The following is an 8,974-nucleotide window of genomic DNA, read 5'->3' on the forward strand; positions in this document are numbered from 1 at the left end:
TCCCCTGCCATTCTGCGATCGAGGCATGCGGCTCCATCGCGGCACTGGCATGGCCCTCTGTCGTATAGGTCAGATCGACGCAATGGGCGGCCTGGGCCATCGCCTCATCGAGATCGCCGAGCACGACAGGTTTGCGGGCGGGCTGATATTCCGCGCTTTCCGGATCAACGGGCACCTTCGGCGCAGGTTCATAGTCGATGCGCAATGCGGTGGCGGCGTGGCGGGCCTGCTCGAAAGTTTCGGCGACGACCAGCGCGACGGGCTGGCCGTAATATTCCACCTCGCCCACGTCCTGCACCGGCGCCTGCCCTGCCGTCCCCTGTGCCGGGCGCCGCAGCATAAGCTTGTCGGCAAAAACTCCCAAAACGCCCGGGAGGGACCGGATTTGGTCGTCATGCAGGCGTAGCACCTTGCCCTGCGCAATCGTCGCCGTGACAAGCACCCCCTCGGCGCAGTTTTCCGGACGATACTCGGCGGCATAAGTGGCCGTCCCCGTTACCTTCAACGCGGCTTCCGGCCGATCGAGCGGCTTGCCGATGATGCCTTGGCGGGTCTGGTCCAGCAGGTTGCGCTGGTCGGGAATGTCATAGGTTCCGAACATGCTCACGCTCCGCTTGCATCGATAAGGGTGGCGATCAGGGCGCGGTGCAGTAGGGGAATCTTGAAATCATTGTCCCCCTGCCCCTTTGCCTGCGCCACCAGCAGGTCGGCGGCGCGGGCGAAAAGCTGCGGCGAGGGTCGCTCTCCCAGCAGGACCTTTTCCACCGCCGGATCGTGCCACGGCTTATGCGCCACGCCGCCAAAGGCCAGATTGGCCCGGCTGATGAGACCCTCGCTGATCCCAAGGACACAGGCCACCGAGACCAGCGCAAAGGCATATGATGCCCGGTCACGGACCTTGCGATAGACTTGGCGCCCCCCGGCCGGAGGCGGCAGCGTCACCGAGGTGATGATTTCGCCCCGTTCTAACACATTGTCGCGGCTGGGGTCGTCCCCCGGCAGGCGATGGAAGCCGCGAACTGGAACGCTGCGGGAGCTGCCCGTGCCGGTGATCTGGACCGTCGCATCGAGCGCGCACAGCGCCACCGCCATGTCGCCGGGATAGGTCGCGATGCAGGCCGGGGACGCGCCAAAAATCGCATGTTCCCGGTTGATGCCGTCTATCGCGTCGCATCCCGATCCCGGTTCTCGCTTGTTGCAGCGGGTTCCAAGGCGCATGAAATAGCCACAACGAGTGCGCTGACACAAATTCCCCCCGGTAGTGGCGCGGTTGCGGAGCTGCGGACTTGCGCCCGCAAGAATCGCGCGCGCCAGCAGCGGGTAGTCGCGTCTTACCCGTTCATTCGCGGCGCAATCCGCATTGCGCACCAGCGCGCCGATGCGCAAGCCGTTCTCAACCTCGTCTATCTGGTCAAGGCCGATATGGTTGATGTCCAGCAGCCGGTCCGGGATCTCGACCTCAAGCTTCATCAGGTCAAGCAGGTTGGTCCCGCCCGCGATCAGGCGCGCCGGGGACCCCGCCGAATCGGAAATCCCGCTTGCACGGGCATAGGAGAACTCCCTCATTGCGTCACCTGCAGGACTTCACGGATGGCGGCAATGATGTTGGAATATGCCCCGCAGCGGCAGAGATTGCCGCTCATGCGTTCGCGCAGCTCTTCATCGGAGGGTGTGACTGCAATCAGATCTGCGCTGACGTAGCTGGGCCAGCCCTTCTCCAGTTCGGCAATCATCGCCGTGGCCGAGCAGATCTGGCCGGGAGTGCAATAGCCACACTGAAACCCGTCATTGGCGATAAACGATCGTTGCAGGGCCGTCAGGCTTGCCGGGTTGCCAAGGCCTTCTATCGTGGTGACCTCGCATCCGTCCTGCATTATGGCGAGCGTCAGGCAGGAATTGACGCGCCGCCCGTCGACGATCACCGTGCAAGCTCCGCATTGTCCGTGATCACAGCCCTTTTTCGTCCCGCTCAGCGAAAGCTCGTCGCGCAAATAATCCAGGAGCGAACGTCTTGGGTCGCCCGAATACTCGACCTTTTGTCCGTTGACGGTGAACTTGGCTGACGGGTTCTGGGACATGATACCTTCTCCGCGTGGCGTATTGGGCAACTGTGAGCGCGAGGCATTGTTCCCGCCGGGGTCCCGCCCGACGCAACTTCGAGCAGAGCGATCCGCCGAGTGTTTTGTCGGATATTGATCGCGTTGGGCGCGCGACACGAAAACTCCCGCCCCCGTTGCGGCGCAGATCGCCGGGAGCTGCACTTGAATCTGATGGTTCCTCAGCTTTCTTGCAAACCGCGCGGGTCCGCCTAAGAGCTGACCTCGGATCCCATTTGTGGCGGCTCGCAGCCTTTGCTCGACGGAAAATCTGGTTGATTCAATTCGGCCCAGGTTCTCGTCAACTCGGATCGTGCGAGGCCGATCAAAGCCGGGGAAACTTCGTTCCGTTTGGATCAAGGTGACGGAAGGATTTCGGTGGGATGCGCGATACGATCGAGACCGCAGCGACGTGAAGGCGCATCCCCAAAACGGCGTGCCAGCGCGACCGCCTCCATCCCCGCGATCTGTTCCTGAAATGCCGTCGCTGCCCCTCGCCCCCAGTTTCGCTGCGCCAGTGGCACATCCTCGCCGTCAGCCAGGCGCGGGGTGAACCGGCCTGTCTATTCTTCGCGTGGAATGATGCTGATGCCACCGCTTATTTCCAACACCGCGCCCTCGATGTCACCCATGCATTTCAGGCCATGCTGCAGGCGAGCGGCTTCCAGGATGTCCGCGACATCGACGCGCGATTTTCGCATCGCCTCCGCGTCCAGATGGCCCTGGCTCATCAGGACCGTCGGCGTGCCGTCAAGCCAGTCGGCTACGGCGCGCGAATGTCGTTTTGCATAGGACAGCAGCACGTCGACCAGAAACAGCGTAACGATCAGCACCACGCTGTTCACGATCGAGAAATCGTCTCCCAGCAACGCCTGCTGGGTGGTTTCGGCGATGATCAGAAGCAGGACGAAATCGAATGGGGTGGTCTGCGCCAGCGTGCGCCGTCCCGACAGGCGGGTGATGACCAACAGGAAAGCATAGATTGATATTCCACGGATGACTGTGTCCATGCAGGCGACCTAAGGCAAGACAATGACATGGGCTGATCTGGTCTCGTCCCCGATCGTCACATCGATCTCTGTCCAGCCGAAATGCATGGCGCGAAGCTCGAACCGGACCTGATGGGGCGGAGTATCCTCGGCGTCGAACAGGAATTTTTGCCCGCCCTTGGTCAGAAGGCTGCTTGCCGGTTGGGGCTGAATCTCCTCGACCGCGAAGCGCTGAAAGAACGCGTCATTCAGCTCGATATCCCGATTTGTCGTGTCGGAGAGATAGCGCAGGACGATACCGTCCGAGCCTTCCCAGCGAGAAATACGTGGCAATTCAACCTCGGCATGGGCGAAGCGCAGGACTTGCATGTGCAGGGGGCCGCCACTTCCGGTCAGCCCAAGCAGCGCGACCAGAACGACGATGCCAAAGCCCAGCCACGCGATCCGCTGCATCTGCCAAAATCGGCGCTGCAGGCTGCGGTTCTCTTCCAGCTGCAAACCATCCTCGCGAATGGCGGGCTGGTCCAGATTGCGAATTTCGACACCGTCCATGGTCGCCCCCTTTCAGGTGATGCGTGCCCCGTCCGTCAGCAGGCACCCAACAGCCGGCTCGGCACCCGACAGGGACACCGAACCGACCGCATCTGGATCAGGTCTCAGCCACTTCATCGGCCGCAGCGTTGAGCACGGTTTCGGCAAGCGCGGTCAGCTTCTGGTCGGTCGCGTCCTCTTCCTGCAGGGTCTGGTCCAGCAGGGTGGCGGCATCCTTCAGGCCAAGCTGAGTGGCCCAGGCCTTGAGCGTGCCATAGCGGCTGATCTCGTAATGCTCGACAGCCTGCGCGGCGGCGAGCAAACCGGAATCATGGGCGGGGCTACCCTTGAATTCCTCCATGATTTCCTGTGCTTCCGCGATCAACCCCTCGATGGCATCGCAGGTCTTGCCGCGCGGCGGCTTTCCGATGGCTTCGAACACCGCGACCAGACGCTCCAGATGGGTTTGCGTCTCTTGCTCGTGGGTTTCGAACGCTGCCCTCAATTCCTCGCTTTGCGCCGCCCGCGCCATTTTGCGAAGGGACGTCGCGATCTTGCGTTCCGCGTAAAAGATGTCCTTCAGGGTCTCGTGGAACAGCGTGTCGAGCGTCTTGGCAGGCATGTGGCTCTCCTCGAATTGGATGGTCCGCAAGGCAGGCTCCTTGCGCTTGGGGGGAAGCAACCGGGGTGACCGAAAAATGTTCCAGCACATGGCGACTGCGGCGCGCTGGAACATGTGGCGACCGGGACGGTTCATCTGCTTCATCCAGACAAGCCGAAAGGAACCCCGATGAGAAGCCCAGGACTTCCGGCACTTGCAGGAGTGTTTGCCGTTTCGCTTGCGGCGGGTGTCATTGTTCAAATTGGGGCCAGGGACAGGCACCGCTCTGACGATGCGCCTGGCCGCACGGCCCGCCGCCGCGACTTTGGCGGTTACCGGGTCGAGGGGCGAACCGTGACGATCAACGCCCCCCGCAGCGACATCTATGAACATTGGCGACGGCCCGAGAAGCTGATGCGGTTTCTTGCCGATGTCACCCGTGTCGAGGAACGTCCCGACGGCATCTTCCTTTGGGTCGTTTCTGAGTCCGGGGACGAGTTGGAGATCGAAACGAAGCTTGTCGAGGATCGCCCGGACGAACTTCTCGCCTGGCGATCCACCGAGGGCGCCGAGATGGACCTTGAGGCCAAGGTGCAACTGCGCGATGCGCCCGCTGGACGCGGCACCGAGGTCGAGGCCCATATCGCCTATAGGCCACGTCGGGGAATTATTGGCCAATGGGCCGGAACGCTGGGCGGGACCGACCCGGTCAAGCGCGGCCGGCAAGAACTTAAACGTCTCAAGATGCTGCTGGAAACCGGCGAAATCGCGACCGCCGCAGCAAGGGGGAATTTCTGATGCGCGCTCTTACCTGGCAGGGTAAACATGACGTCCGCGTCGAGACCGTTCCCGACCCGCAGATTGTCAACCCCCGGGACGCGATCGTCGAGGTGACTGCGACCGCGATCTGCGGTTCGGACCTGCATCTATATGACGCGGTCATACCGGGCCTGCACGCCGGGGACGTGCTGGGGCATGAATTCATGGGGCGTGTCGTCGAAACCGGCCCGGACTCGACCCTGCGCAAGGGTGACAAAGTCGTCGTTCCTTTCACCATCTCATGCGGCGCCTGCTTTTTCTGCCGGCAGGCGCAGTTTTCCGCCTGCGACAATTCAAACCCGGTTGAATCGCAAGAGGCGTCGGAACTGCTTTACGGCCATGCCATGAGCGGGCTTTTCGGCTATTCGCACATGACCGGGGGCTATCCGGGGGGACAGGCGCAATATGTGCGTGTTCCCTTTTCGGACGTGGGCCCGATAGTCATTCCAGATGGTGTCCCCGACGAAAAGGTCTTGTTCCTGTCGGATATCCTTCCAACGGGATGGATGGCGGCAGAGAATGCCCAGATTCAGGCCGGCGACACGGTCGCCATTTGGGGATGCGGCCCAGTCGGGCTGTTCGCCGTGCAATCCTCCCTGCTCATGGGTGCCGAACAGGTCATCGCAATTGACCACTATCCCCACCGGCTGCAACTGGCCCGTAGACTTGGCGCAAGGACCATAGACTTCCGCCACAGCCATGTGCTTGAAGCCTTGCTGGAGATGACGGGCGGCTTGGGTCCCGATGCGGTGATCGACGCGGTCGGGATGGAAAGCCACGGATTTGCACCCGACAATCTTCTGGACGCAATGAAACAGAAAGCGGGCATGGGTGCCGACCGGGCCCATGCCTTGCGCATGGCGCTGACAGCCGTGCGAAAAGGGGGCCGAGTTTCGATCCCCGGTGTCTATGGCGGCATGGCCGACAAGTTCCCCCTTGGCGCGCTGATGCAGAAAGGCTTGCAAATCCGCACCGGACAGACCCATGTCCAGAAGTACATTCAGGATCTGCTGAAGCGTATCCTGGATGACGAGATCGACACGACATTCCTGATCTCGCACCGGCTGCCGCTGGAGGATGCGGCCAAGGGCTACCGCAACTTCCATGGCAATCAAAATGATTGGACCAAGGTGGTCCTGACACCCTAGAAATGCGGGAGCAGGAGAAGCCCGCTTGACAGCGGCGGTCTTCAGGGGTTGCGGGGTGGGCGTTCGGAAGGCGGCTCTTTGGTTGTTGCCTCGGCTGGCGGTCCATTCAGCGCGGCGACGATTTGTCGGGCTTTCTCCAGGTGGTCCAGAACCATCGGCAGCATGGCGGCCGCGAACTTCTGCATCTCGGCATTCTGGCCTTGGGAAATCTCCCATGAAAGAAGCTGCGCGGTCTTTTGATGAGCCACAACCTGGCCTTGCATATAGGCACGATCGAAGCCCTCGCCCTCGAGTTTCCCCAGTTTCTCGCGCATGGCGTTGTCATCGGGAGAGAGTTCGTCGGGCAAGGGGATTTGGGCGGCTTTCGCCAGCTCATTCAGCTGCTCGTTTCCCTTGCCGTGGTCATGCGCCATGCGCGCAGCGAATTCGCGGACAGGGTCGGCCGAGCCTTGTTCGCCCGCAAGCTTCGCCAATTCGACCTCGGCCTTCCCGCCCGACGCTGCGAGCCGCGCGAAAAGACGGTCCTGGTTGTTGGTCTGGTGCGGAACGGGATCGCCCGGAGCCTGCATCCGGGTATCTGCCTTCATTCCGGCAGGATTGCCGATCTGGGCCAGAGCAGGGCTGGCAAGCACCAAGGGAAACAGCAGCATTGTCATGCGCATCATGTCCTCCGGGTCAAAGGGTCAGCAGATAGGCCAGCAGATCGGTCTTTTCTGCCTCGGTCAGGCGGGTCCCCAGCACGAGGTTGAAGAACTCGACGGTGTCGGCCAACGTCATCAGGCGGCCGTCATGAAGATAGGGGGGAGAATCCTTGATCCCGCGCAGGCTGAAGGTCTTGATGGGACCATCGGGCAGGGTCACCAGGTCGTTGACCACCTCTCCGGGCTGGTAGAAGCGCTCCAGCTTCAGGTCGTGCATCTGCTGATCCATGAAGGCGATCTTCGGATCATGGCATTCCGCGCAGCGACCCTTGCCCAAGAATATTGCCTCTCCCGACAATTCCTGCTCGGTCGCAAGCGCGGGATCCAGTCGGCCGAAAGGATCCAGTTTCGGGGCCGGGGGAAAGTCGATGATGTTCTGCATCTGGGCCATCATCGCCACCTGATTGGCACGGTCCGGCAGATGCACCCCCTTGCGGGTCGCGCTGACATGGTCACCGTTGAAATAGGCGGTGCGCTGTTCGAACTCGGTGAAATCTTCGATCGAGCGAAGCGAGCGTTTCGAGCCGTGGATCTGCTGATTGAACATTCCTCGCAAGCTGGTCGTATCCAGCCGGAAGCGGCTGGCCTGCGGCCGGACATCCGGTGTCAGATGGAAGGCGCCGTTCGAATGAAAATTCGAATGACAGTCCAGGCACGCCACACCCAGGCTGGGATCAGCGACCTTGCGATCCTCGGTCTGGTTGAACTCCTCTTGCGGAAAGGGCGTCAGCAAAAGGCGCAGCCCTTCCATCTGCACCGGCGTTATCAACCCGTTCATGATTTCATAATAGTTCCGGATCGACAGCAACTCGCCGCGCGAAACATCGCCCAGCTGCGGCTGCGTGGTCAGAAAAATCGGCGGCGGAAATTCAGGTGTCAGATGGGCGGGGAGATCAAACTCGACATCAAATCGACGCAAATCGCGCTGTTCTAGATCCGCGATCCGGTTGATCTGCTCCTCTGGAAAGACTTGGCCGCCCGTCGCCTGCTTCACATGCGGCAGGGGCAGAAAACCCGCCGGCAGAAGCCCCCTAGCGCGAATCTCGGGCGGCGCCATCGCAGCCAGAGCCTGCCAATCCGCGCCTCCTGCAAGACGGACACGCACGCCGTCCTGAACCGGCTTGAGCCCCCCCGACATCATTTGCCCTTCGCGCGGGCGATCGGAAAGATCATATCGGCTTTCCAGCAGGGTGCGCTGGCGCTGCATAACCACGGGTTTCTGGGCCTCGTCCACCTGCCGCACTTCCGAGGATGGCAAGGTGGGCAGAGGGCGATAGGTGGCATCGGCAGGCAAGGGGTCTGCTGGCGCCGCCGTCGCAAGCAACAGCAGGATGCTCGCAGAACGCACGAAAAGGGGTTGGCGCATCGTCACGTCCTTTCTGGAAAGGCAGTTGGCATGACACGGCGGTCCTAACCTCGGTCACAGCCATTTGTTCCTGCCGCGTCCCGGGTTGTGCGATTTGCGGGAACATCGCGCATCCGGGCCGGTTTCACGGCCCTCTCGCGACATTGCTGGAGAGATGGCAAAGCGCCCGGGATCGTTCCTCGGCATGATCTCCTCAGCCCCTTCACTGCAATTGCAATGCAGCGCCGACGAACCGGCAGGATGTGGAGATGTTCCAGCGAAGGGCGTCATTGTGACCATCCTGTTCCCGACCCTGCCCCCGCCTGCGCGGCCGGGAACATTGCGCCTGCGGGCGACGTTCCCTGTAGATAGCAGGAGGCTTTCATGCCCGAAGACAAGGACCAGACGACCCGGCCGTCCGAACGGGATAAAAGCGCGCCACCGCCGGACCGGCCCAGCACCACGCGGCATCCCCGATACACCGGTCAGACCACGCCCGCCTCGGCCAGCGACGATCCCAGCGAATAGACCACAGCCCGCATCCACGGCCAGCCGATCGCAGTCGACGATCGTGATGCCGGCGCGTCCGCCCGGACCACAAGGGCCGTGGACCGGCGCTCGCAACAGTTCGCGACAATTCCGGTTCTGCGGTCGCAAAAAACACGCTTAGCTGCTAAACTGGGGCGATGGACCATACGGAGGCCGCGATGACCGAAACCAGAGACGTTCCCGGCATCGATCCGG

The 8,974-nt window shown here is 62.0% G+C and carries 11 protein-coding genes; 3 read left to right on the forward strand and 8 right to left on the reverse strand.

Going from position 1 to position 8,974, the window contains the following annotated elements; translation table 11 throughout:
• From RM190_RS23020 to RM190_RS23045, 6 genes are all read right to left on the reverse strand, one after another.
• Window positions 1-601: molybdopterin cofactor-binding domain-containing protein (locus RM190_RS23020; RefSeq protein ID WP_390908896.1), on the reverse strand; the 601-nt coding region annotated here is incomplete at its 3' end.
• 2 nt (window positions 602-603) lie between these two features.
• Entirely contained in the window at window positions 604-1,566 is a 963-nt protein-coding gene (locus tag RM190_RS23025) for an FAD binding domain-containing protein (protein ID WP_311761822.1), read from the reverse strand.
• The gene (locus RM190_RS23030) at window positions 1,563-2,078 is read right to left on the reverse strand and encodes a 2Fe-2S iron-sulfur cluster-binding protein (protein ID WP_311761823.1); all 516 of its coding nucleotides are present in this window, start codon (window positions 2,076-2,078) and stop codon (window positions 1,563-1,565) included. The genes RM190_RS23025 and RM190_RS23030 overlap by 4 nt, the downstream gene beginning before the upstream one ends.
• A 581-nt stretch (window positions 2,079-2,659) precedes the next feature.
• Window positions 2,660-3,106, reverse strand: coding sequence for a DUF421 domain-containing protein (locus RM190_RS23035; protein WP_311761824.1), 447 nt, complete (start codon window positions 3,104-3,106; stop codon window positions 2,660-2,662).
• Between the two features lie 9 nt (window positions 3,107-3,115).
• Window positions 3,116-3,637, reverse strand: a complete 522-nt coding sequence (locus tag RM190_RS23040) for a hypothetical protein (RefSeq protein ID WP_311761825.1) — start codon at window positions 3,635-3,637, stop codon at window positions 3,116-3,118.
• A gap of 97 nt (window positions 3,638-3,734) precedes the next feature.
• Window positions 3,735-4,238, reverse strand: a complete 504-nt coding sequence (locus RM190_RS23045) for a YciE/YciF ferroxidase family protein (RefSeq protein ID WP_311761831.1) — start codon at window positions 4,236-4,238, stop codon at window positions 3,735-3,737.
• A 333-nt stretch (window positions 4,239-4,571) separates the two neighbouring features.
• Between RM190_RS23045 and RM190_RS23050 the strand changes: the two genes are divergently transcribed.
• Both RM190_RS23050 and RM190_RS23055 read left to right on the forward strand, forming a co-directional pair.
• Window positions 4,572-5,015 carry an SRPBCC family protein gene (locus RM190_RS23050; protein ID WP_311761826.1) on the forward strand — a complete coding sequence of 148 codons (444 nt, stop codon included), beginning with the start codon at window positions 4,572-4,574 and terminating at the stop codon, window positions 5,013-5,015.
• Window positions 5,015-6,184: a zinc-dependent alcohol dehydrogenase gene (locus RM190_RS23055; RefSeq protein WP_311761827.1), complete on the forward strand. Its 1,170-nt coding sequence runs from the start codon at window positions 5,015-5,017 to the stop codon at window positions 6,182-6,184. The genes RM190_RS23050 and RM190_RS23055 overlap by 1 nt, the downstream gene beginning before the upstream one ends.
• A 41-nt stretch (window positions 6,185-6,225) precedes the next feature.
• Here RM190_RS23055 and RM190_RS23060 read toward each other — a convergent pair whose 3' ends face one another.
• Both RM190_RS23060 and RM190_RS23065 read right to left on the reverse strand, forming a co-directional pair.
• Window positions 6,226-6,840, reverse strand: coding sequence for a DUF4142 domain-containing protein (locus RM190_RS23060; RefSeq protein ID WP_311761828.1), 615 nt, complete (start codon window positions 6,838-6,840; stop codon window positions 6,226-6,228).
• Between the two features lie 19 nt (window positions 6,841-6,859).
• On the reverse strand, window positions 6,860-8,251 hold the full coding sequence (locus RM190_RS23065) for a cytochrome B6 (protein WP_311761829.1): 1,392 nt from the start codon (window positions 8,249-8,251) through the stop codon (window positions 6,860-6,862).
• 363 nt (window positions 8,252-8,614) lie between these two features.
• Between RM190_RS23065 and RM190_RS23070 the strand changes: the two genes are divergently transcribed.
• Entirely contained in the window at window positions 8,615-8,758 is a 144-nt protein-coding gene (locus tag RM190_RS23070) for a hypothetical protein (RefSeq protein ID WP_311761830.1), read from the forward strand.
• Window positions 8,759-8,974: the final 216 nt, after the last annotated feature.

It is taken from the genome of Paracoccus broussonetiae (assembly GCF_031854425.1).
GTDB classification, from domain to species: Bacteria; Pseudomonadota; Alphaproteobacteria; order Rhodobacterales; family Rhodobacteraceae; genus Paracoccus; species Paracoccus broussonetiae.